Genomic DNA, 22,650 nt, shown 5'->3' on the forward strand with positions numbered 1-22,650 from the left:
AACTATCGGATAGCATCATTTAATTTCTTCTCTGATTTGCCGCAATGAAGCATGACTTCCTGACCCAGGCTGCCCACCTTCAAGCATGGGATCACTTGCTTCATTCAGGGAGAGTGCCTTTGTCTCTGGTGCCCAGGCTATGGATGCGATCAAACCGACTAGCAAGATGACCGCCATGCCGACCATTGAAGAGCTTAAACCAAAGGAATTGAGACTTAACGGCAGAAGGAAAGTTCCAATTGCAGATCCAATCCTGCTGATTGCCGTGACCATGCCGATTCCCGTTCCACGAATCTCCGTTGGGAATAGTTCTGCAGGGTAAACTAACGTTAGGTTGGAAGCAGCCGACATGAAAAAGGTGAAAATCAGGAAGAATGTCAACATGAAATATTGTGAGCCATTATGCAGGAGACTGAGGGAAAATAAAGAAACTGTGAGTATCACAAAGGCACCTATTGTAAATCCTCTCCGGGAAAATCTTGCAAGGAACCAAAGGCCGACGATCGCACCGACCAGCAAGAAAATGTTTAGCATCGTATCGGCAAAAAAGTTTTGTTCAAAACCCATTGTATGCAAAATGGACGGAAGGAAGGTGTAGATGGCGAAATACGGAATGACGAGAGTCAATTTGAATATCCCGCCAAAAGCGGTACGCTTGCGAAGCTTTTTGCTGAAAAGGCCACGGAATCCTAAGTCGGATGGGTTTACTGCATGCGCCGACGTTTCGCCCATTTCCACGTTCTGTCCTAAATGCTTCTTCACGATAAGCCGCGCTTCTTCGGCACGTCCCTTGCTCACGAGCCACCTTGGAGATTCTGGCGTTCCAATCCGCAAGAATAAAACCACTACAGCAGGAATGGCCGCACTGACTAGCATCCAGCGCCATGACCCTGGTCCAGCTTGTCCTAAATAATATCCGACAAAGTTAGATGCTACATAACCAAGCGTCCAAACGACGTTTAAAGATGCGAGGAGCGGGGCCCTATACTTTTTCGGGGAAAATTCTGCAAGTAATGTTGTGCCGACTGCATAATCTCCTCCAAGCCCAAAACCTATCAGCAACCGCAAAACAAACAGCTCTGCCGGGCCATTAACGAAAAATTGAAGAACCGTCACAACGGTAATCAGCAAAAAATTGATAAGGAAGATTTTCTGCCTGCCAATACGATCAGATAGTTTTCCAAGGACCAATGCACCTGCAAAAAGACCGATTAATGCCGAACTGCCAATCAAGCCGCTCCACATGGCATTCAGCTCTAATTGCGGTCCGAGCAATGTCAGAGCCATCGCGATGATTCCTAAGGAATAGCCGTCACAGAAGCTGGACCCGAAAGTAAGTCCTGCAATTCTAAAGTGGAACTTTTTAAATGGTGCATCATCAATTGTAAATGTTCGCTCACTCAAAATAAACGCCCCCAATTATTATAATTTTCAGTTTTCTTCCATTAAAATTTTTTTTGATAAGTCCGCTTCAGTCCCACCGTTGCCTTGCACTCGAAAGTCCCCGGTTACCATCGAAGCGCCATCATCCAAAAAAAGAGCAATCGCTGTGACGATTGCTCCAGCCAAGCTGTAGGTTCTTATTGAGCTATGCTTTCAAATCAGCCATTTCATTGGTGACCTTCGGGGAAGTCCCTTGCTTGCCCGGCTTCACGAAAACCATTGCGATCATGCCGATCGTGACGGCGATGGATGCCGCGATGAACATGGCATTATATCCATAAATGGCGACAAGACTCCCTGTCAGGGTCGGTGCAATGATTGTGGCGAGATTGGCGATGAAATGCGTTACCCCGCCGAATGTTCCTGCTTTTGTCGGTTCCGTGTCCAGGACGACGATCCAATAGATCGAATTGGGTAAATAATTGAACGCATTGCCGAGACACATCAAGGCAAGAACGGCGGCTGCACTCTCGACGGTTGGAATCAACAGGAAACAAACAGCTGTTCAAAATAGGGACACCACCGTGAACCAAGATCTTGCTATCCGTAAATTCCCTGTTTTCACCCGCAGCAGATCGGAGATTTTACCGCCTAACAGTCATCGCTTTCCTATATCGGGATGATTCCTTGGATAGGTGCTATCATTACGAAAAGGATATTGACATATAAAAACGCGAAATATCCAATGGCATTCATAACCAAGGTAGGGTTCTTGAAGAAATGGTACCATGGTATAGGCATTTGCTGATCCAATGTCGTTTCTCCTTGAATCAATTGGTCGGCACTTCGAATGCCTTCCAGCTCGGCTTTAGTAACTCTTGGATGTTCTTCAGGTAAGTTAGTGAAGACTTTATTCCAGATAACGACCCAAATGATCCCTAATAGTCCAAGAATTACAAACGTCGCTTTCCAATTTGTATAGGTAAGCAAGCCAACGACAACAGGGGCAGTAATCAAAGCACCTATTGGGGTTCCAACCAATCCTAATGCCACTGCGAACCCCTTCTCTTTCGGGGAAACCCAATTGGCCATCGTCCTGTTCATGACTGATAGTGTAGGGCCTTCAGCGAACCCGAATAAAACACGAAACACGGCAAATCCCGCTAAGGCTGAACCGCCGAATAATGCCGTCCCGATATGACCCGCGAATATGGTCCCGATTTCAAATATTGACCAGGCGGTCCCCGCGATGATCCACATGAATTTCGGTCCTTTTTTGTCTGCCAGTGCTCCACCCAACAATGCCCCGAATATATATCCATATCCAAAGTACCCTAAGATCGCTCCCCAGCTAGCCGGATTTAAATGAAACTCATCGATGATTTCTGCCTGGGCATACGACAAGGCACCCCTATCAATGTAGTTGATGATCGTGATGACAATGATCATGAAAATGATAAAATAACGATAATTATTTTTCAACATATAGTTCCCCCTTGTTGCATTGAAAAGGATGATAGTTTGGATCATGGATAGGAATTGGTTAGCCTCCAGGCATACTCCCTCCGCGCAGGAGCTGGAGCCGCCTGGAGCAACAAAAAATCACGTGCGTACGAAGTGCCCGAATCCTGCCATCATTTCACGACTTGCACTCCGTTTTTCCATACAGACTTAACATGGTTGACACCGAATAAATATTGCAATTCCTGATAGTTTTCAACATTCCATAAAACGACATCCGCTTGTTTTCCGACCTCAAGTGAGCCGACCTTGTCTTGCCTGTTGATGGCACAAGCGGCATTGTATGTCGCCGCCGTCAGTGTTTCGGCAGGGGTGAGACGCATCGAAATGCATGCCAGGTTCATGACGAGCGGCATGGAAGTTGTCGGGGAGGAACCTGGATTGCAATCGGTGGAAATGGCAACGGCTACACCTTCATCGACCATCCTCCTGCCAGGGGCCGCTTCTTCCCGTAAGTACAAAGCGGTGGCAGGAAGCAAGCAGGCAATCGTTCCTGACTTTGCCATCGCCTTTATCCCCTCTTGTGAAACCTTCAATAGATGCTCCGCTGAAATCGCCCCTACCTTGGCCGCTAATTCAGCTCCGCCATATGGCTCGATTTCATCGGCATGAATTTTAGGAATCAATCCATACTTTTTTCCAGCCGTTAAAATCCGCTCCGATTGCTCAGGAGTATAGACACCCTTTTCACAAAATACATCATTGAATTCAGCCAGCTTTTCATCAGACACGATTGGAAGCATGTCATTAATCAGATGATCGACAAATTCATCTTCACGGCCTTTATAATCGTTGGGTACCGCATGTGCTCCCATAAAAGTGGGAACGAGATCGATGGGATGTTCTTCCTGCAGCTTTTTCATCACCCTCAGCTGTTTCAGTTCCGTTTCCAAATTCATTCCATAGCCGCTTTTACCTTCTACTGTTGTTACACCATGAGCGAGAAACGAATCAAGGCGTCGTGCGGTTTGCTCCATCAATTCTAGTTCGCTTGCTTCACGGGTCATGCGGGTGGTGGCATGAATCCCGCCTCCAGAGTTCATGATGTCCATATATGTTGCTCCTTCGAGACGCATCTCGAATTCACGCTCCCGACTCCCGCCGTATACGACGTGTGTATGCGGGTCAACCAGTCCTGGGGTCACCAAATGGCCAGCGGCATCGAATACTTCAGCTTCATGAATCCTATCTGCATAGCGTTCTTCCAATTCTTTGGTAGTGCCGACCGCTTGAATCAGGCCAGCTTCCATCCAGATGCTTCCGTCTTCAATCAACCCCAGCTCAGACATTGCTTCCTTGGAACGAGGAGCCCCGTCATGCTGTGCAAGTGTAGCGAGTTGTGCGGCATGCTTTATCCAAATCGGTTTTGTCATGACTCATCATTTCCTTTGTTAAGCATTGGGATCTGAATCCCTTTTTCACGTGCCGTTTTCTCTGCCAGCTCATAACCTGCATCCACATGTCGAACTACACCCATCCCCGGGTCGGTCGTCAAGACACGTTCAATTCTCGTTCCTGCTTCTTTCGTGCCGTCAGCGACAATGACGACTCCAGCATGCATGGAGTATCCCATTCCCACTCCGCCGCCATGATGTACGGACACCCAAGTGGCTCCACCCACGGCATTGACCATTGCATTCAAGATCGGCCAGTCAGCCACTACATCCGAACCATCCTTCATCGCTTCCGTTTCACGATTCGGTGAAGCGACAGACCCTGAATCCAAATGATCTCGCCCAATTACGATCGGCGCCTTCAATTCACCGCTTGCGACCATATCATTGAGGATTTTCCCGAAGCGGGCACGCTCGCCATAACCAAGCCAGCAAATGCGCGATGGCAAACCTTGAAATTGGATTTTTTCTTGAGCCATTTTAATCCAGTTGCATAAATGTTCATTATCAGCAAATTCGCGTAGAATCGCTTGATCCGTTTTATAAATGTCTTCAGGATCACCAGATAACGCCACCCAGCGAAACGGACCTTTTCCTTCACAAAATTGCGGCCTGATATAGGCTGGAACGAAACCAGGGAAGTCAAAGGCATTCTCCACCCCTTCATCTTTCGCAACTTGACGGATATTGTTGCCATAATCGAACGTAATGGCCCCTTTTTCCATCATCTCTAGCATCGCACTTACATGTTTGGCCATTGAAGCTTTTGAGAGTTTAATATATTCATCTGGATTTGCACTTCGTAATTCTGCAGCCTCCACCATATTCATACCTGAAGGCGTATATCCATTTAGCGGATCATGGGCTGAAGTTTGATCCGTCAGGACATCCGGAATGAAGTTCCGGGCGATCATTTCAGGAAGAAGATCGGAAGCATTCCCAATCAAACCAATCGATAATGCTTTCCCTGCATGCTTGGCTTCCGTCGCTAAACGAATGGCTTCATCCAATGAATCCGTTTTCACATCGGTGTAACGAGTTTCGATCCTTCTGTCGATCCTTGTCTCATCCACATCGATTCCAATACAGACTCCACCGTTCATCGTAACGGCTAGCGGCTGTGCCCCACCCATACCGCCTAAACCTGCCGTTAACGTAATCGTGCCTTTTAATGAAGAATTGAAATGTTGTTTGGCAAGCTCGGCAAATGTTTCATATGTACCTTGCACAATTCCTTGTGACCCGATATATATCCAGCTGCCTGCCGTCATTTGTCCATACATCATCAAGCCTTTTTTATCGAGCTCATGGAATGTTTCCCAATTCGCATATGCAGGGACGATGTTCGAATTGGCAAGCAGGACGCGCGGCGCATCGGTATGGGTTTTAAAAATCGCCACCGGTTTACCCGATTGGACCAATAAAGTCTCATCATCTTCAAGCTCTTTCAGTGATTTGACGATTGCATCAAAGCATTCCCAGTTACGAGCTGCTTTCCCAATCCCTCCATAAACCACGAGATCCTCGGGCCGTTCGGCTACTTCAGGATCCAGATTATTCATCAACATCCTCAGCACTGCCTCTTGCTGCCATCCTTTTGTATGCAAATCTGTCCCTCTATAACGGATAACCTTATTTGTCGTAGTGTTCATAGTATTGCCTCCTTGTTTCGGTATATTTTCATTGTATAGGAAAAATTCAGAATATTACTTATAATATAATGATTATTTTATAAATAGTTTCATATTTTTACAGTTAAAATTATAATATTATGAATGATTCCAATCTGTTTAATATTTTCAACAAAAAAATACGGTTCAGCAGCGACTGAACCGTTGAAAAAATATCGTTTTCAAAAGGTTATGACCTTTACATAGAACCCTTTAATCCCCACCGATAAGCTGAAGGGGTGCAAGCCTCAAACAATTTGAATTTGGCATTGAAGTAGGTTTGGTGGGAATAGCCCGCCAATTGTGCAATTTCCTCCAATGATAAATCCGTTTCCTTTAAGAGTCGTTTTGCCTCCCTTATCCGCACTTGATGAAGCGTACTGCGGAATGACGTGCCGGACTCAGCTGCAAAACGACGGCTGAGGGTGCTTTTATTAATACGCAAAATGTCTGCACAGGCCGTTAAATTCCACTGGGGATCCCAATAATTGGACTCAATCAGTTCCCTTGCTTTTTCGCTTAGTGTGTTCGCTCCTTCTTGTACTTGTTCATGATCCTGCTGAAGCAAATGGGTGGTGAACGAGTGCAAGGCTTTTACGATTTGATGAATAACCGGTTTATGTACGATTTGCTGGAAGACGTCATAATAAATCGCTTCTAGAGAGGCGCTTTGCAGGTTATATGATTTCATGTGCCTGCGAATTTGCGCCAGTACGCTTGTTAGGCGAATGCGAACGATTTCCGGGTCGGGATATGGCCGTTGGAAAGTGAGGAATTCGCGTTCGGTCCATTCCTTGATCGCTTTCGCATCCCGCCTTTCGAGCATTTCTATCCACAGTCTTTGTTCAAGAGGAGTAAGGAATGGATCCATCTCCTTCGGGGACATTCGTTGACTTTCAGCCAAGATGATATCATATCCATCAAAAAAGATTTGTCTCGTCAATTCACGCGTTTGCTGATAAATCTTTTTTAAAGAATCGGCGGGCGTTGCCGCTTTGATGATGATGGCAAGCGGCTCATCCATTTTTTCTTTCCATTGAGCGAGGAATGCTTGGTATTCTTCCTTGAATACCTCATCCCCCTTCGATTCCTGGACGCATAAAATGAAATCCGATAAAGCGAAGATCTGGTTTTTTCCGATAAAGGAATACCGCTGAAGATCATCATAAACGAGAGGAAGCGTTTTATTATCCGGCGTCAAAAATGCGGCCATCGTAATTCGATGATCATGCCTCCGCTCTGTCAGGAAGAAATCCGGATAATTGATATCCAATGAATGCTCTTCACCCAAAGTGTTCCTCGCGTGAATGCCTTGTCCATTTCTTAATTGATAACGCAATTGTTGAATATGCTTCACCAAGTCCGCTGAAGAAAAGGGACGGAATAGAACATCTTCTGCACGAAATTGCAAGGCCCGATAAGCCGTTTGAAATATTCTCTCCGATGAAATGCCTAACCATCGAATTCCCCTTCGTTTTAATGAAACGCCCATCGCTTCACTATCATTTGTCCACATATCCATATCCAAAATAACGAATTCCGGCTGCTGGTTGCGCATGTCTTTTTCGAATTCTTCAATCGTTTCCCAGAGGACCAATCGGATCCCGGTAAGGTGGGACTCCACGATCCACCGAATTCCTTGAGCCTCTATCTCATCCTTTGCCACCAAATGGACTTCCACCTAATCACCTCATTTCCAAGAAGCATTCATTAATAGAATATAAGCACTGTCTTTCCTCCATTCTATTCGAAAGCGAATGCTTTGAACAAGTCATCGCGGCAAATTCCTCACTCCTAAACTATCCTGGTTTTATTTACGATATAACTAGAGGAAAAGATTAATGGAAAGGCCAGTGAAAAAAATCCAGCGTCCAATCATTTCACTATTTTTTATAGGCTTTTTCGTGATTAAGGTTATGATAGAGTTACAGCACCGAAAAGATTTGGAACGCGGACTTCCTCCTACATGATCAACAAACCTGAATCAGTTATATATGAATACATTAGAATTAAATACTAAAAAGAGGAGCTACTTGAGATTTATTATGAAACGATTCATCTTTGCCATCTTATATTCTATATTATTCGGTCTTTCCCTACACACCTTTCATTTCAAGGTAAACCACCCGATCGCCGAAGATATCAGCCGGCTGATGCCGGTTAAAATGAAGGCAATTAAAGCAGAAGATGATGAAGGGGCACTCCAAAAGATCGTGTCGAAAGCAAGGAAGGACAATGACCCAATATCCATTGCCGGTATGCAGCACAGCCAAGGGGGACAGACCTTATATCCGAATGGGATCCTGATCGATATGAAGAATTATGATGAAATCCTTGATTTGAATGTATCGAGGAAGCGTATCACGGTCCAGAGCGGCGCAACTTGGGCCGATGTGCAAGAGTATATCAACCCTTACGGACTATCATTAAAGGTCAGCCAATCTCAAAATATATTCACAATCGGCGGTTCCTTGAGCGTCAATGTCCACGGCCGCGATATCCGGCATCATGCATTGATTGAAACTGTTGAGTCGTTCCGATTGCTTGATGCGAAAGGACAGATCCTCACCGTGAGCCGTGAAGAAAATCCGGATTTGTTTTCTGCGGTCATCGGCGGATATGGTTTGTTTGGCATCATTCTGGATGTGACCCTTCATCTCACTGATGATGAGCTATATCAAATCAAAACAAAATCACTGCATTATGATGAATATACGTCGTATTTTAAACAAGAGGTTTTGCAAAAGGATGAGGTGAAAATGCATCTAGCTAGGATATCCGTCGCTCCTGGCTCCTATCTGGACGAAATGTATGTAACCGACTATTATATGGCGAAAAATCAAACGAGGCTTGCGGACTACGATGCCCTGAAACGGGAAACGATCGTGGCGCTACCAAAATTCTTCCTTGGCTTATCGCGTTACAATGATTGGGGAAAAGAGAAGTTTTGGAACATTCAGGAGTCTTACACCACCAAGCTGGATGGCACCATGATTTCCAGGAATAATGCGATGCGTTCCGACTCGGCCTTCATGGATTATAGCAATCCCTCCAAAACGGAAGTACTGCAGGAATACTTCGTGCCGGTAGATCAGTTTGCGGATTATATCGATGATTTAAGAAACGTTTTGTCCAATGAAAAAGATTTTAATTTATTAAATGTTACCATTCGTTATGTTGAAAAAAACGATGATTCACTTATGTCGTATGCTAAAGACGATATGTTCGCCCTTGTCATGCTCATCAACCAAGGAACTGATGACGAAAGCAAACGAAACACGGAAAGGGTCGTCCGCAACATGATTGATGTGGCGCTTGCCCATAGTGGCAGCTATTATTTACCTTATTACGGGTATCCGACCAAAGCCCAATTATATGAAGCCTATCCTCATGCGGAGGAATTCTTTCACTTAAAAAAGAAATACGATCCAGATAATCGCTTTTTGAATCTTTTCTATAAGGAGTATCATCCATGAATTATAATCGATTTATTGTTTACCAAGGTACTGTAGGAATGGCTGCAAGCATGATATTCCCCTTTTATATTTTGCTTATCAAAAATGTCGGGACAAGCTATTCCCAATTCGGCTGGGCATATGGAATATTTTCGCTTACTGCAGCACTATGTTATCCACTGATAGGAAAAATCACGGACAAAGCCGGTGACAAAGCATTTCTCCTCTTTTATTCATGGGGAATGGCCCTGATCCTCCTGGCCTTTCCTCTTGCCTATGAAATATGGCATGTGTATCTTTTGCAAATCATCATGGGCATTCTTGGAGCCGTTCAAAAAAACACGGAAAAAACTGTACTTGCACGATATGTTACGAAAGCGACGGCTGGCAAGGAAATCGGCAACTACCATGTCTGGACCTCCATTGGTGCGGCAGCGGCGGTAATCGCCACCGGATATTTAGTCGACTTCCTAACGATCGGCAGCATTTTTTACCTTGCTTCCCTCCTTTTTGCCTGGAGCGGATTTCTGATCATGAAAATGGGACAGGCAGCCTCGCTAGCTGTTGAGGAATGAAAGTCAAGGAAATTCCCAGATCACTCATACGATGAAAAACATAAAGAAGCCCCCTTGCTTAAGTGTTGGGTCAGTTGCCTGTAACACATCATTCAAGAGGGCTTTTATACTTTCAAATTCAATAGTTCATAAAATATTGGGCAACCATTCTCAATCATTCAGATGCAATCATGAGGATAGAGACATTAGCAATGGCTTGCCGAATCATGGTTACAGCAAAATCAGCTGGTATTGAACTCACTAAAATACCCGGGAGGCTTAAAAGCAATCGCAGTCCATTGCATTCAAAGAATGCCATATTTTCAGTGTTAAATAAAAGCGAAAGACCAAGTTTATCTTTGTAAAAATGAATGGCTTTATCTAAATCTTTAACAGCTAACTTGTTTGCATACAAAAGATCCCTTCAAAAAAATGCAGCCATTAAAATCTTACATCAAGATATTTCAAATCAAAAAAAGTTTTTAGCCATGACTTTTTTTTCTTCGATTTTCACTGTAAAAGGATGGATTCGTCATCCTTGAGTCTTACAAGAGAACATTCATTTATATGTTCGAACACTTTCAACCTCTCTTCTATTGACTTGCCATCGTTATTAGGAAACAGATCTTCTCGATCATAATGAGGAAAAACAGCTATATCGGTTAAACTCAATGCAGCTAAATCCTTCAAATGTACCGTATTCATCTGCGGAGTAAAAAAATTCACAACCTCGATGTTCGGCCCTAGAATGATTGCTCCAGCACTTACCCCGACAAATACAGTGTTTAGTTTTGATAAGCCCTTTAATATCAAGTCAGTACCACTTTTTTTCATATGAAACAACAAATGAAACGGATTCCCGCCGTTAATGTAAATCACGTTATATGGTTTAAGTCGTTCAGGAAAATCAAATTCTATATCCATAAAATCAACTTGCTTAAAACCCATTTTCACTAAGTCTTCTTTTGCCTTCATTGCAAACTTATTGTATTGCTTCTGTTGAGAACCTGTAGTAATGATAGCGGCTTTTGCGTTCATAATTTGACCATCAATACTTTGCAGGAATTGTTGTTTAATTCTATCCGTAAAAAAGCCATTAGACGTTAATAATATTTTACACAAACAATAACACCCTCATTTTTTGCTTTTCACATGCAAGTCATGACCAATGTTCCCTGCATGAATATACTGTCTTCTTTCCTCTCCCCTGCAATTTTCATAAGATAAAGAACTGCCGAGGCAACTCACCTATTTTCGTCGTATCCAGATTGCCAAATCGTTAGAAAGGATACCAAAAAATGAACAGAAAAATTACAAATTCAACAAAACATGAGGCACGCTTCCAAAATAATTAGAACCATACCTGTCAGAAGGATAAATACATAATGAAGTCTATACCGTCTTTACTCCAGCGTACATCTTTCTATAAATCCACACCTCTACTTTACTGTTCTATCACGATATAAAACTAACGTAATTACATTTAAAATCGTGGTAACGATGAGGAGAACTGTAGCTGTGAATGCAACCGCATACATTGTGTCCATAAGGGCACCCCAATCCTCAATCCTTACTAGGTGATAATGATATATAATCTGGAAACATAACGATGTAGCACAAGCACTGATACTTATCAAAGAAAGTGTAACCCAGCTGTTACCCTCCTTTCTTTTAAATCGCAAGAGATTTACAATCGGAAGGATCCAAGCAAGTAGTCCAAGCACGAGACTTCCAAGGTTAAGCAAACCAATCATGATCATTCCACCTTATTTTTTTTCTCACTTTACTTACATGCTTTAAATACTTTACCCTTGCTTACTATTTCACCTAATCTGTTCGTGTATCTTTTGAATAACTTCTTGATAAAAAGACATTTCATGTGGGACAAAGTCATTCCTATTTACATATTTATTTATTTTATTCGTTATTCCATCCTCATTTACTTCAATACCTTTAATTTCAATCTCATCTTTTTCATCAAACCAAAGTTGAGCAAAATCACTAAATTGTGCTTTTACAATCCCTGAAACTTCTTCTAGTTGAAGTGTAAAATCATCCAAAGTATTCCCACTCTTATATAAAAAAACGTTTGCTAATTCTTTATCAATAAAATGGTCTTTAACAACACAATATTCAATAACACCTAACTGAACTAAATCCTCAAAAACTAGATCGATTCCTATTTCTTCTTTTATTTCCCTTACTCCATCCTTTACTGTTTCATCAACTAATAAATGTCCAGCAGCAGTAATATCCAAAAGATTAGGATAGTCTTTTTTATTTTCACTGCGAAGCTGTAAATAAATATAATCCATTCCACCTTCATTGATGATAAACCAACAATGAAACACTTCATGCCAATATCCATTCCTATGTACATCACTCCGAGAAGCAACGCCGATCGGTTTTTTGTTTTCATCAAATATCCTTAGCTTCTCTTGTTCTCCCATAAACTTTTTCCCCCTAACTATTGCTCTTCCGATACGCCTTGTTAAACTATTCCTGACAAGGTATGAAGTCGAAATATTTAACTTATTTATAAAAAGTCACTTTAATTCATTAATTAATAACCCCTTATGATAGTGGGATAGCTCAAGCAATTCAAAGCCGCCGTTATTTATTAAATGAGTAAGGAGCTTCCCTTCATTCCAAGCAGCATCGTAAAGAGATATATCAATCATTCCACTTAATAATGCCGCTTCTAGCTCATCGGCATCCTTTTGAATGACTTCTCCAGAAGGCAGTAAAATGATATCTAAAAATAAATCATCCAAATAGGGAATATCATGCTCTACTCCATTCCTCAGACAAACATCAATATACCATTGCACTATCTTTCCTTTATCATCATACATTGTTGTCACTGAATGGTTTTTTTCCAAAGGAAATTGTTGAAGCCACATATAACCATCATCTACAATACAAATTTTCTTTTCTTCGTACATGGCGGATAATGGTTCAGCAACTTTAATTGCATGCAATAATGTAATATAGCCCTTATATTGTTTAGTATCAAGAAACGTTTGTGCATACTTTCTCTCCAAGACACGTTTCCATTCTAATCGGTTTCCATATTTTCGTTTAAGCATCTTCATCCCCCACCAATCCAAAAAGCTGCTCAAGTGAGTCTTCATACAATTTCCTAGCTCCAAACGCATATCAAAATCAAAGGAGTGCATCCAAACATTTCTGCGTATATATAGTTGAGAATCATATTAAAAAAAGGCTGGTGAATTAGCGTGGATTTCATTCAAATAATGTCAGAGATAATTCTATTGAAAGCCACCTCCTCTTCCAAGCTAAAGATGGCGATTGAAAATCTAAGTTCTGAAGAATGGTTCAGGGAGCTATATGTAGATGCCCGTTACACTCATGTTTTTTGGCATAACAACAAGATTATAAAGGTTCTTTTAGTACCAGCAAACATCGAGTTGTTAAAAAAAGATGAGAAAAAGGCACAAGAATTTATCGAACTAGTGAAAGACTGTTCAAAAAAATAATCCAGCAAAATTCGTAAACACCGTTCTAATGATCCGAACGGTGTTAAAATCTTAACCTGAAACGTTAGGTAAATTTAAACTTTCTGCCAAAGAAGCTGTAAAATCAGGAGTGTGCTCAATCCAAAAAGTATAACCATCCTTCGTTATAAGTAGCTTCTTTTCTTTCAAAAAAGAGTTGTCCATGTTTTTTGAGAGGTTCTTAATAAACTTTAGTTCCGGTGTGCCAAATGTCACCACCATCTTTGGCGGCAATGCCTTCATGGCAATGGGAATCCAAGGTCTCTGTTTTGAGACAACTATTGCATGTGCCGTTCCACTGATTACAAAATTGAATATATTTGATTCTTTTACTGTTTTCATGCCAAAATCCTTTTTCAGCCAATCGCGAAAAGTTGGGACGTTATCAACAGGAAAGCCTATCTCTCTTATATAAAGTGTTCTTAACTTTCCAGTAGTGTTTATTACGTCCTCTTTAATATAATCATGTGCAATAATTTCAAGAAGGTGACCATCTCCATCACGGAAATAAAGATTTTTCCTCCCATTTGTTTCATCGATATACTGGCCCAGTTCTTGTTTTAAAATCAATAATCCAGATTGTCGAACGAAAGCTGCCACTTCATCAAACTTTGAATACGGGACTTGAAAAGCAAAGTGCGCTGGAGGAACCGGTTCATAGGCCTCTTTAAAACTTAAAGTCGTCAATGGCGTAAGCTGAAACCGAATGAAATCATTGGATTCATAGATGATGGGGAGCTGCAGTCTGTTAGCGTAGCATTGTTTTACCCCTTCTAAAGATACTGTTGTTAATTCTAAATCCGAGAAATGAGTAATCAAATTCTTTCCCCCTAAATATGAGGTGGTTTCCTTACTATTTATAAACAGAACAACTTCGTGAGCACAATTCTACTCTTATTTCGCATTTTTAAAAAAGACCGCTGTTCCTCCCTCTTGATTCAAAACCCCTACTTCTTCCGCAGACATCCGTTTCACCATATTTTCTACCTTATTTTGCTCTTCACTTGTTACAACTATATTTAGATTTCTTCCATTCGTGCTAGTTTGCCAATTTTCAACTTTTGGTTGTTCATCTTGTTCAAGGACAGATGTACTTTGCATATCTTTCATAAAAAAAGATAGGGCCAGCACTCCTCCAAAACCAAGAATGAACGTTGCTTTTCTTTTCATGACTAAACCTCCTCATTCATTAACTAGTAACACCTGTAATAACACCCATATTTTAACATAACAACACTGAAATTACTTGTTTATTTTTCTATACCACATACTTATAAAATAAAAGGAAGTTACTATACATTCCTTGTGTTAGACACAAAAAAAGGCTGCTTCTGCAACCTTAGGTAACGAAATTCCCTTCTTCATTTAATACTGAAGGTATATATGTATTGCTCTCCGATCCTGCCTATCTTCCTTGTTCCCGTATCTTTAAAACCAACTTTTTCATATAACTTCTGGGCAGGAACATTTTTATGGTTTACAGCTAAAATGATTTCATTGCACTCTGGAAATTGTTGGTCGACAAAGCTCTGTATTTTTCTCATCCCTTTATTGGCAAATCCTCTGCCTTGTTTGGAGTGATTTATGGACAGGGCAGTTAATAACATGGCTTTCGGGTTATTGGTGTAATCTTTTACCCTATCACTTGAATGTAATACGAAAAAACCCACTGGTTCATTATTATGTAAGATTACTATCGGATGTCGCTCTTTCGTTATTTCCAGCATCTTGGTTGGTAATGCGGTGAATTTTTCTTGTTCTTTTGGTAATTCAAATGCTTTTAACCATGGCAGGTATTCTGGTTTATATCTCCGTAAATCTACCTCATCCAATGTATTCATCCAAGGCCTCCTAACTATAAGATAATGATGGAATATATTCTCTTTTTCATAAAAGTTAAGAAAAGCGTACCACTCAGCAAAAAGCCAAAGAGTACACTATTTTTTGCATGCTGATTTTTCCTTTTATAAAAATCACTAAGGACTAATCCTTTAATCCTTTTCCATCAAGAATTTGCTGCGTACATTTTTCAACCCTTGAAACTCGGGTTTTCGATTGCTTCGGTTGAGAAAAATGAAGAAAGTATGCTCTTTGCCGTCCTGGAGTCAATGCTTCAAAAGCAGTTTTCAATGCAGGGAGTTCATCGAATTTATTTTGAAGCTCTTCGGGAATAATGATTTCTGTCTTATACTCCACTTCCAGACCTGATTTTTCAACTTCAATGGCTTCTTGAATATATGCTTTCAAGATGGGTTCGATTGCAACGATTTCCTGGACATTAGTGAACCGAATCTGGCGTGCACCCTGTACGTTCTCCGTTTGTTGGATGAGAATTCCATGAGCATCCTTCAACAAGGCACCTTTGTGAAACAGAAGCGCACAATACTCTTTAAATCCGTGTATTAAAACGATGTTTTTTTTCTCGTAAGTGTAACAAGGGTGCATCCATTTAAATTCTTCAGTAAGCTCACACTCAAGAACAATCCTTCTCAATACCTCATATTCTTCCTGCCAGTTTTTAGCTTTACTTAAAAATTCATCAACCTTAGAATTTGTATTACGGTTTGTCATTAAAAACATCCTTTTTCATTTAATTGTACCAGAATTTCGGTTGGCTTCCGATTTACAATAGGATATGAATTAGTGTTGTGTCAAGCAGTTCTGGCTTGTAAAGTTAGCGAGCTTTTGTCGTTAATCTGCTCAGTTAGTCAAACTCCCACGTACAATTCACTTTGAAGCGCAAGTGAGCTAATTATATAGTTCTCCCTGCAGTAAAGTTATACAGTCCCCAATCAACTCGACTTTTTCTCCGATTATCTTTAGCTTAAGTTCACCGCCGCGCTTTGAATCCTGGTATGCCATAAATTCCTTTTTGTTTAAACGATTGCCCCAATATGAGGCTAACGCACAGTGTGCAGATCCAGTAACGTAATCCTCATTAATTCCTATCTTTGGAGCAAACACCCTTGATACAAAGTCATACTTACCTGAGCCAATACTAGTAATGATTACCCCTGGACCGTCCAGTTCTTTGATTGCCCCCAAATTAGGCACCGCCTTATGAACCATATCCTGATTTTCCAGTTCTAAGATATACCGATCTTCAGCCCAAGCAGCATCTTTTATAGGAAACTGAATGACTCGTTTTAATTTCTCGGTCACCTTTGTTTCAGTGGATTCCTTCACATTAAACTTCAGGATTATTTGTTGATTTGTTAACTTGGAGTGCAGGATTCCTGCATGAGTATGAAAAGTAATGGCTGACTCTGATGAAGTAAAGCCCTCACTCCACAGAATATGAGCTGCTCCTAATGTACCGTGGCCACACAAAACAATCTCTTCAGTCGGGGTGAACCATCTAAGCTGATAGCTATTACCGCCTTTTGGTTCGATGAAAGTGGTGATGGGTTGATTTAGTTCTCCTGCCAAGGATATCATCCACTCATCCGATCTATTCTCGTTCATGAAAACGATAGCGGCAGGATTCCCCTTGAACTTGTCTTTAGAAAAAGCATTAATGAAATAAAATTGGTTGTTCATATACTTCCCCCCATTCTAAATGAGTCAAATACATAGAAATCCCACAATAATATCCATTATTATACAACAGATCATCAAACTAACCTACCCTTTTTGTGCCGCCGACGAAGCTCCCCGGCAAAGGCATGAAACGTTCGATTTATATTTTATTTCTCTCCGTAAACCCATCTATTTGCCAGTTGTTTTTAATTACATCAAACCCATTTTTTTCTCTTGGTAACATTAATATTGAGTAGACTTTCACCAGTTCCTTATATGAAGGAGAGTACTCGATTTCTGAATCATGATCACAAAAAGCGTACCTGAATGTTGTTATGCCATAGATATCTATTACTAAATCAATTATCAGTTCATTAATTACATCCAGACTATATTGATTTAGAAGCTGCTCCAGGTCAAATTCCAATATATACCCAAAGAAATCCTCTTCTTTAACAAGGCGTAATGTCAAAAATAAGTTATTTAGACTCCAAAAATCATTTAAATGCATTAGTATTTCTCCGAAAAAGTGTTCTGTTAATAAGGTATAGTCTAAAAGAAAATTCTTTTCATTTCGATGACTTTCTAACCAGTTCTCTCCGTCTTCATCCATATTTACCTTAATACTAAATATATCGCTTTTTAAATTCAAAAAATATTGAATGATACTTTGTAACTCTTCAGATTTATCAAATGAATGATCATATACCATCCCAACTGATAAGATATTTGTCATGATTCACTCTTTACCTTTCCTTAATAATTCAGTAGCCAATTTGAAAGTGAAAAAAAGTAAGGTCAAGAATTCAACTCAATTGTAACCAAACTTCTAAGGCCTTTTTTTGCACTGTTTCGGCATCATAGTAACAATCATATTCCTTAAGGTCTTCATCAAATGGAGAAAACCTACTAGTCATTTCTGATAACTCACTAAAGGATTCACGTTCTTTTGCATATAAATTATCATAATCTATGTGCAAGTTATAGATTATTGTAAATTTGTTTGAGAAAGTTTCAGTATCAGTCTTTTTATTTAAGTAATCTCTTATTAATTGATATAACTGCTCTCTATACTCAATACCCAAAAATATCCCCCTATTTTCTTCTTAATAACCTTTAATGGGACAATTGCATCCCTACTTATGCTTGGAAAATAAAGTATCTCCTGTTCCATCCGTTTTAACGCGGAAAATATCTTCCTTGCCATCTATTTTGTAGTAAATCCAATTATCCAGCACATTTATGTCTGTCACTGCTTTATCCAACAATAATTGAATTTGTTCGCCATTTTTTTTCATTTTATAAATATGGTAGTGATCACTTGGATTCAAGTAGTAAATCCAATCTTCATCTAAAATTAAAGATAAAACCTTCTGGTTGGATATTTTCATTTCCTTACCCGTTTGTTTGTCCACTTTAATCAAGTGCTCATCCATATCCGTATAATAGAGAAATTGCTCATCTACTTCATCAATGATTTGATGATATGAAACTGTATCATTTAATTTTTTTATATGTTCCCCATTAAGTGACATCGAATAAAGTTTTCCTTTACTTCCCTCTTTATTGATAGGTTTATAGAAGAAAATTTGTTCATAATCAATGACGAAACTTCCTGTAATTTCCCATTTCGAAGTAAAAATTCGAAGTTTATCCGTTCCATCCAAGTTCATCTTATACAGACCATTCTTAAGTGAATCATAATAGTAAATATGATCATGTTTCACCTGAACGTATTCTGCATTTTTGAGCAGCCTTTCCCTTCCTGTCCCATCCAATTTCACCCGATATAACATCGGTATATCCGAAAAGGGCATGACCGAATAATATACCCATTCCTTCATCACCTGTATATTACCAAAGCCTCTAGAGGCAAGTTTTACCTCCTTTGTACCACCGTCAGTTTTAGCGATCATTTCATTATTCGTGAACGGAATCGTGGATGCATTGAATTTCATGTAAACGAGGAGATTGTCCTGCTTCGCGACGAAACCATGATTGATCATATTTCCATATGAATTCCCGGTTACATTAGGCATCTCAGGCGCTTCAAATCCTTTCGTTCGTTCATGGTCACAACCCATTACTAAAACCAGCAGCACAAAAACAACGATGTATTTTTTCATTTTACCAACCCTCTTATTTGAAATGTCTGGCCATCGCCTTATTGGCGATGTTAGGAGTTTTAAGCAAGTACTTTGTTTTTAGATTCCATTATTTTATGTATAAATTTATATCCACCAATGCAGAATGAAACTGTTTCCTTACAAAGTTACTTTCATCTTGTAACCCTTGGTTAATTATTGGAAAAACCAGATGTTTGTTTATCTTTTCGTATTTTTTTGCAATATGACCAAAACAACGTATAGCCGTTCCACGAATAGTAACATCCTCGTGTTCACTGAAATCAATCATAATATCCTGAACGAAATCTAGGTCATCAGAATTTTTAATCAACCTCAATAAGCCAGTAATAACTTCTTCTATAACCTCGGAATTTATAAGGTTGATGGATTCTTCATTTTTTTCTATATTTTTACTATATCTTTCATTCTCATCATGAACAATTTCTTTTAAAACCCTCTCGTAAGACGTTATTTTGCGCCAAAGTGAAAAATATTCCATTGAATCCGCTTCACAACTGGCTAATTCAATAAACGCAAGAATTAATGATTTCTTGGTTTCAAATTCTTTATTGCCTTGTCTAGATATACTTTTATTATCTCGATACATAGTGCTATTTCTCTTAAAATTCCTTCTTGCTTCTGCAAGAGAATAATCTCCATTTGGACCACCCCAAACTTCTTCTGAATAGGGATCGTCTTGTCCATCATCCTCCCAGTTACAAAGTTCACAAATACAATTAGCCTCACGCTCATCTAATGTCGGAAAGCCACAACAAGGACATTTTTCACGTTGCACATAAGTCCCACCTTAATAAGTCTAATAATTTTTAAGGTCTTTCTTTTTTTATAATTGTTGAAATTTAAAATAAGTTTATTTGTTCGTTATGTGTTTTAACTAGTAGGTCACTTATAATCTCTTCGTCGGTATACATAACGATATGAAATGGAGTTGGTGGAGCTTGAAGTGCACCATACTCTCGCCCCATGTTCCATTCTTCTACTGTATCTACTAATATGTTTAAAAATAGTTTTAAATTTTTTTCGTCATTTCCAAATAAAAAGTTACAATCATTAATAAATACAACATATTGTTCGTAATCTAACCATTCTAAATCGTTTATACATTCATCAAACGCATCCCAATTATTACCAAAATAATTGGGAAATTTCATTTTTTTTGCAAATTCTTTAAAAAAACCTTTTTTATTATGACATTCTTGTCCCTCAATTAAAGTTACAAACTTTTTCGAGTTTTTTTCAAAGTCTTCCAAAGTAGATTCATATAATTTATTAAAATTATATTGGTTATAACTTAAATGAAAAAATGGTCTTCCAAATATATTAAAACAGCTTTTCTCCATATTTCACCCCATAGAAAATAATATTAGCAAGTATTAATTCATTGTTTTAAAAGTTTTATAATGATTATTAGTAAATATGCTTTTCCGTTTTTCCCTATTACAATCCTTTTGGCCCTCCATTTCCTCTTTTTTCTAAGGGGAACTATCCTATTCTTTATACTATGTATTTACTGGTAATCGCTCATTGCTAAAGCGCACCATTTGCTGAATTATAGAATCGAGCTTGCAAGTATAGTTTTTATTTCTTCATCAAAATAGTTTTCGGCATACAGCACTGGGTTACCTTGAGCAACTAGGCCGACTTGGGTTAATACATTTCCAAAGGCCCCATATGTATAGGTACCTCCTTCTATCCCTCCAGTATTTCGAATTGAAACAACATCACCACGATGATTCGGCCAATAGTGATATATCACTTCCTCCAAATGGTCAGTAGCCATTGTTTCTTTTTTAGCTTATTGTCGTGACTGTCCTCTGATTTGTCATTGGCCCCTGTATATGTTGGCAAGATGCTGCATAATAAATCAAAAATCAAAATCGATGCTATGTACTTTCTGATTTTTACAAAATATTCCCTCCTATACCAATCTAATCAAATATATTGTAAAACAGTTAATATTTCCTAGCAAATTAGCAGATAAACTAATTTTTTTACAAAAAATAACTAAATAAAGATTCTTTTTTTACCATAACAAAACAACTACTAACGTGTGATCGATAAAAAATAATCATAAGTGATTAAGTTTAAGTACCTAAAATGTTTAAAAAAATCCAAGTATATACGTCGGCAAAATTCAAATTCTCCAACTGTGGGCATCCCCTATACCAACTCAGTTTTCACGTAGAGTGGATTGGAAATGAAGGTGCAAGACTCCTGCGGGAAATGCGCGACTACTTGAGCCGCAGGCAAAAAGCCGAGGAGGCTAAGGAGCGCCTGCGGAAAGGGAGTGCCTGCGGAAAGGGAGTGCCTGCAGTGGAATGTAACGTTCGAAGTACTCCACCACAAAACTGCGGGCAATCAACATACAAACTTTGTTTTCACACAAAGTGGATTGCAACGCAAGGCGCGAGACTCCTGCGGGAAATACGCGTCTACTTGAGACCCCGCAGGCAAAAAGGACTGCCCGCGGAAAGGGAGCGCCTGCAGTGAAATGGAACGTTCGAAGTACTCCACCACAAAACTGCGGGCAATCAACATACAAACTTTGTTTTCACACAAAGTGGAATGCAACGGAAGGCGGCGACACTCCTGCGGGAAATACGCGTCTACATGAGACCCCGCAGGCAAAAAGCCGAGGAGGCTCAAGGACCGCCCGCGGAAAGGGAGCGCCTGCAGTGCAATGGAACGAGCATTGTACAAATCCTCAAAACCTTGGGCAATAAAAATTCATCTTCGTTTACACGCAAAATGGAAAGGAACCTTCCAATAGTAACAACCTCAAAAAAAACTGCAGCCAAACTCCAATAAAATCGAAGTTTAGCTGCAATATGAGAGAGCCTATTGACCCTTACTTGTAAAACTTAATGCGCTCATCAAGCGATTTGAATTCTTTTTCACCTGCTGGTGCCGTTGGATGTCCAAATGGCATTTGGGCAATCAATTTCCAATCACCTGGAACATCATATTCTTTTTTCACTTCATCATCGATAAGCGGATTATAATGCTGTAGCGTTGCCCCTAACCCCTCACCTTCCAAAGCAGTCCAAACGACCAGTTGATGCATGCCTGATGTCTGCTGTGACCAAATCGGGAAATTATCGGCATATAGCGCGAATTGTTCTTGCAGTGACTTCACAATGGATTGATCTTCAAAGAATAAAACCGTTCCATACCCCGCTTTAAAGGAATCCATTTTTTGTTGGGTGCTTGTAAAGTCCCTTTCCCCAACTGCCTTTTTTAACTCTTGTGTGGTGATGTCCCATAATTTATCATGTGCTGCACCAGTCAACACGACAAGGCGGGTAGTTTGGGAATTAAAAGCCGATGGTGTATGTTTAACGGCAAACTCGACAATCTCCTTGATCTTCTCATCGGACACTTGTACCTCCTTATTGATTCCATAATAAGAACGTCTTTCTTTGATAGCTGTGTAAAAATCTTTAGTCATCATTCATTCCTCCTGAATTTTTTAGAGTGATTTATTTATTG

General features: G+C 39.9%; 21 protein-coding genes and 2 pseudogenes. 3 read left to right on the forward strand and 20 right to left on the reverse strand.

Annotation, left to right across the window (positions count from 1 at the left end; translation table 11 throughout):
* Positions 1-15 precede the first annotated feature (15 nt).
* From CVN76_RS18065 to CVN76_RS18085, 5 genes and pseudogenes are all read right to left on the reverse strand, one after another.
* Positions 16-1,404 carry an MFS transporter gene (locus CVN76_RS18065; RefSeq protein ID WP_232732317.1) on the reverse strand — a complete coding sequence of 463 codons (1,389 nt, stop codon included), beginning with the start codon at positions 1,402-1,404 and terminating at the stop codon, positions 16-18.
* 184 nt (positions 1,405-1,588) lie between these two features.
* Positions 1,589-2,868: pseudogene (locus CVN76_RS32440) on the reverse strand (MFS transporter).
* A gap of 149 nt (positions 2,869-3,017) precedes the next feature.
* Complete coding sequence (gene hutI / locus CVN76_RS18075) at positions 3,018-4,277, reverse strand: imidazolonepropionase (RefSeq protein WP_100532418.1); 1,260 nt, start codon at positions 4,275-4,277, stop codon at positions 3,018-3,020.
* Positions 4,274-5,950, reverse strand: a complete 1,677-nt coding sequence (gene hutU, locus CVN76_RS18080; RefSeq protein ID WP_100532419.1) for a urocanate hydratase — start codon at positions 5,948-5,950, stop codon at positions 4,274-4,276. The genes hutI and hutU overlap by 4 nt, the downstream gene beginning before the upstream one ends.
* A gap of 217 nt (positions 5,951-6,167) precedes the next feature.
* On the reverse strand, positions 6,168-7,649 hold the full coding sequence (locus tag CVN76_RS18085) for a response regulator transcription factor (protein ID WP_100532420.1): 1,482 nt from the start codon (positions 7,647-7,649) through the stop codon (positions 6,168-6,170).
* A gap of 364 nt (positions 7,650-8,013) precedes the next feature.
* Between CVN76_RS18085 and CVN76_RS18090 the strand changes: the two genes are divergently transcribed.
* Both CVN76_RS18090 and CVN76_RS18095 read left to right on the forward strand, forming a co-directional pair.
* Positions 8,014-9,444: an FAD-binding protein gene (locus CVN76_RS18090; RefSeq protein WP_100532627.1), complete on the forward strand. Its 1,431-nt coding sequence runs from the start codon at positions 8,014-8,016 to the stop codon at positions 9,442-9,444.
* Positions 9,441-9,998, forward strand: a complete 558-nt coding sequence (locus tag CVN76_RS18095; protein ID WP_100532421.1) for an MFS transporter — start codon at positions 9,441-9,443, stop codon at positions 9,996-9,998. The genes CVN76_RS18090 and CVN76_RS18095 overlap by 4 nt, the downstream gene beginning before the upstream one ends.
* A 250-nt stretch (positions 9,999-10,248) precedes the next feature.
* Here the strand turns inward: CVN76_RS18095 and CVN76_RS18100 are convergent.
* The 4 genes and pseudogenes from CVN76_RS18100 to CVN76_RS18120 form a co-directional block, all read right to left on the reverse strand.
* A pseudogene (locus tag CVN76_RS18100) lies at positions 10,249-10,392 on the reverse strand (VOC family protein); the annotation flags it as partial.
* A 95-nt stretch (positions 10,393-10,487) separates the two neighbouring features.
* A complete protein-coding gene (locus CVN76_RS18105) occupies positions 10,488-11,099 on the reverse strand; it encodes a Type 1 glutamine amidotransferase-like domain-containing protein (RefSeq protein ID WP_100532422.1) in 612 nt (203 codons plus the stop codon).
* Between the two features lie 701 nt (positions 11,100-11,800).
* Positions 11,801-12,427: an NUDIX hydrolase gene (locus tag CVN76_RS18115; protein ID WP_100532424.1), complete on the reverse strand. Its 627-nt coding sequence runs from the start codon at positions 12,425-12,427 to the stop codon at positions 11,801-11,803.
* Between the two features lie 96 nt (positions 12,428-12,523).
* Positions 12,524-13,066 (reverse strand): DUF402 domain-containing protein, encoded by a 543-nt coding sequence (locus tag CVN76_RS18120; RefSeq protein WP_198512593.1) that lies wholly within the window; start codon positions 13,064-13,066, stop codon positions 12,524-12,526.
* A gap of 150 nt (positions 13,067-13,216) precedes the next feature.
* Here CVN76_RS18120 and CVN76_RS18125 point away from each other — a divergent pair, with 150 nt between their 5' ends.
* A complete protein-coding gene (locus CVN76_RS18125) occupies positions 13,217-13,477 on the forward strand; it encodes a hypothetical protein (RefSeq protein ID WP_232732320.1) in 261 nt (86 codons plus the stop codon).
* A gap of 51 nt (positions 13,478-13,528) precedes the next feature.
* Here the strand turns inward: CVN76_RS18125 and CVN76_RS18130 are convergent, their stop codons facing one another.
* The 11 genes from CVN76_RS18130 to CVN76_RS18190 all read right to left on the reverse strand — a co-directional run bounded on the left by CVN76_RS18130 (position 13,529) and on the right by CVN76_RS18190 (position 22,609).
* The gene (locus CVN76_RS18130; RefSeq protein ID WP_100532425.1) at positions 13,529-14,314 is read right to left on the reverse strand and encodes a glyoxalase/bleomycin resistance/dioxygenase family protein; all 786 of its coding nucleotides are present in this window, start codon (positions 14,312-14,314) and stop codon (positions 13,529-13,531) included.
* Positions 14,315-14,389: 75 nt separating this feature from the next.
* On the reverse strand, positions 14,390-14,665 hold the full coding sequence (locus tag CVN76_RS18135) for a hypothetical protein (protein WP_100532426.1): 276 nt from the start codon (positions 14,663-14,665) through the stop codon (positions 14,390-14,392).
* A 191-nt stretch (positions 14,666-14,856) separates the two neighbouring features.
* Positions 14,857-15,336 (reverse strand): GNAT family N-acetyltransferase, encoded by a 480-nt coding sequence (locus CVN76_RS18140; protein WP_100532427.1) that lies wholly within the window; start codon positions 15,334-15,336, stop codon positions 14,857-14,859.
* Positions 15,337-15,478: 142 nt separating this feature from the next.
* On the reverse strand, positions 15,479-16,066 hold the full coding sequence (locus CVN76_RS18145; RefSeq protein ID WP_100532428.1) for a YdeI/OmpD-associated family protein: 588 nt from the start codon (positions 16,064-16,066) through the stop codon (positions 15,479-15,481).
* A gap of 177 nt (positions 16,067-16,243) precedes the next feature.
* Positions 16,244-17,035 (reverse strand): PhzF family phenazine biosynthesis protein, encoded by a 792-nt coding sequence (locus tag CVN76_RS18150; protein ID WP_100532429.1) that lies wholly within the window; start codon positions 17,033-17,035, stop codon positions 16,244-16,246.
* 139 nt (positions 17,036-17,174) lie between these two features.
* Positions 17,175-17,750, reverse strand: a complete 576-nt coding sequence (locus CVN76_RS18155) for an Imm64 family immunity protein (RefSeq protein WP_100532430.1) — start codon at positions 17,748-17,750, stop codon at positions 17,175-17,177.
* Between the two features lie 70 nt (positions 17,751-17,820).
* Complete coding sequence (locus CVN76_RS18160) at positions 17,821-18,099, reverse strand: hypothetical protein (RefSeq protein ID WP_100532431.1); 279 nt, start codon at positions 18,097-18,099, stop codon at positions 17,821-17,823.
* A gap of 51 nt (positions 18,100-18,150) precedes the next feature.
* Positions 18,151-19,140, reverse strand: coding sequence for a DUF5050 domain-containing protein (locus CVN76_RS18165; RefSeq protein ID WP_100532432.1), 990 nt, complete (start codon positions 19,138-19,140; stop codon positions 18,151-18,153).
* 88 nt (positions 19,141-19,228) lie between these two features.
* Positions 19,229-19,936 carry a CPCC family cysteine-rich protein gene (locus CVN76_RS18170; RefSeq protein WP_100532433.1) on the reverse strand — a complete coding sequence of 236 codons (708 nt, stop codon included), beginning with the start codon at positions 19,934-19,936 and terminating at the stop codon, positions 19,229-19,231.
* 64 nt (positions 19,937-20,000) lie between these two features.
* Positions 20,001-20,501, reverse strand: coding sequence for a barstar family protein (locus CVN76_RS18175; protein WP_100532434.1), 501 nt, complete (start codon positions 20,499-20,501; stop codon positions 20,001-20,003).
* Positions 20,502-22,009: 1,508 nt separating this feature from the next.
* Positions 22,010-22,609, reverse strand: coding sequence for a nitroreductase family protein (locus CVN76_RS18190; RefSeq protein WP_100532437.1), 600 nt, complete (start codon positions 22,607-22,609; stop codon positions 22,010-22,012).
* Positions 22,610-22,650 lie beyond the last annotated feature (41 nt).

This window comes from Bacillus sp. mrc49, from assembly GCF_002803435.1.

Coding starts and splice junctions, on each gene's coding strand:
- hutI (WP_100532418.1), bottom strand. CDS start 4,277: ATGACAAAACCGATTTGGATAAAGCATGCCGCACAACTCGCTACACTT.
- hutU (WP_100532419.1), bottom strand. CDS start 5,950: ATGAACACTACGACAAATAAGGTTATCCGTTATAGAGGGACAGATTTG.
- CVN76_RS18090 (WP_100532627.1), top strand. CDS start 8,014: ATGAAACGATTCATCTTTGCCATCTTATATTCTATATTATTCGGTCTT.
- CVN76_RS18095 (WP_100532421.1), top strand. CDS start 9,441: ATGAATTATAATCGATTTATTGTTTACCAAGGTACTGTAGGAATGGCT.
- CVN76_RS18115 (WP_100532424.1), bottom strand. CDS start 12,427: ATGGGAGAACAAGAGAAGCTAAGGATATTTGATGAAAACAAAAAACCG.
- CVN76_RS18120 (WP_198512593.1), bottom strand. CDS start 13,066: ATGCTTAAACGAAAATATGGAAACCGATTAGAATGGAAACGTGTCTTG.
- CVN76_RS18135 (WP_100532426.1), bottom strand. CDS start 14,665: ATGAAAAGAAAAGCAACGTTCATTCTTGGTTTTGGAGGAGTGCTGGCC.
- CVN76_RS18140 (WP_100532427.1), bottom strand. CDS start 15,336: ATGAATACATTGGATGAGGTAGATTTACGGAGATATAAACCAGAATAC.
- CVN76_RS18145 (WP_100532428.1), bottom strand. CDS start 16,066: ATGACAAACCGTAATACAAATTCTAAGGTTGATGAATTTTTAAGTAAA.
- CVN76_RS18150 (WP_100532429.1), bottom strand. CDS start 17,035: ATGAACAACCAATTTTATTTCATTAATGCTTTTTCTAAAGACAAGTTC.
- CVN76_RS18155 (WP_100532430.1), bottom strand. CDS start 17,750: ATGACAAATATCTTATCAGTTGGGATGGTATATGATCATTCATTTGAT.
- CVN76_RS18165 (WP_100532432.1), bottom strand. CDS start 19,140: ATGAAAAAATACATCGTTGTTTTTGTGCTGCTGGTTTTAGTAATGGGT.
- CVN76_RS18175 (WP_100532434.1), bottom strand. CDS start 20,501: ATGGAGAAAAGCTGTTTTAATATATTTGGAAGACCATTTTTTCATTTA.
- CVN76_RS18190 (WP_100532437.1), bottom strand. CDS start 22,609: ATGACTAAAGATTTTTACACAGCTATCAAAGAAAGACGTTCTTATTAT.